The organism is Pseudomonas sp. PDM04 (assembly GCF_014851765.1).
Taxonomy (GTDB): Bacteria; Pseudomonadota; Gammaproteobacteria; order Pseudomonadales; family Pseudomonadaceae; genus Aquipseudomonas.
Map to the genome: position 1 here is coordinate 1 of NZ_JACVAI010000026.1, position 297 is coordinate 297.

The following is a 297-nucleotide window of genomic DNA, read 5'->3' on the forward strand; positions in this document are numbered from 1 at the left end:
TGAGCCGGACGTGCGCGGGGCAACTCAGTGCCGTTTACTTGCAGAGCCAGGAACGCGATGAGACGACCCTGGTCAGCGACATCCACTATAACGCCAGTGGCCTGGTCGAGCAGGAGCGGGCAGGTAATGGCGTCATTACCCGCGCCAAGTTTCGTCCCGAGGATGCGCGGCTCGAACGCTTGAGTGCAGGTCTGCCCGGCCAAGCCCTGTTGCAGGATTTGCATTACGCCTACGACCCGGTCGGCAATCCGGTGCAAATCGACGACCGTTCCAAACCCGTCACCTGGTTCAAAAACC

The 297-nt window shown here is 60.9% G+C and carries 1 pseudogene; it reads left to right on the top strand.

Annotation, left to right across the window (positions count from 1 at the left end):
- Nucleotides 1–297 (top strand): annotated as a pseudogene (locus tag IB249_RS30305) (hypothetical protein); the annotation flags it as partial.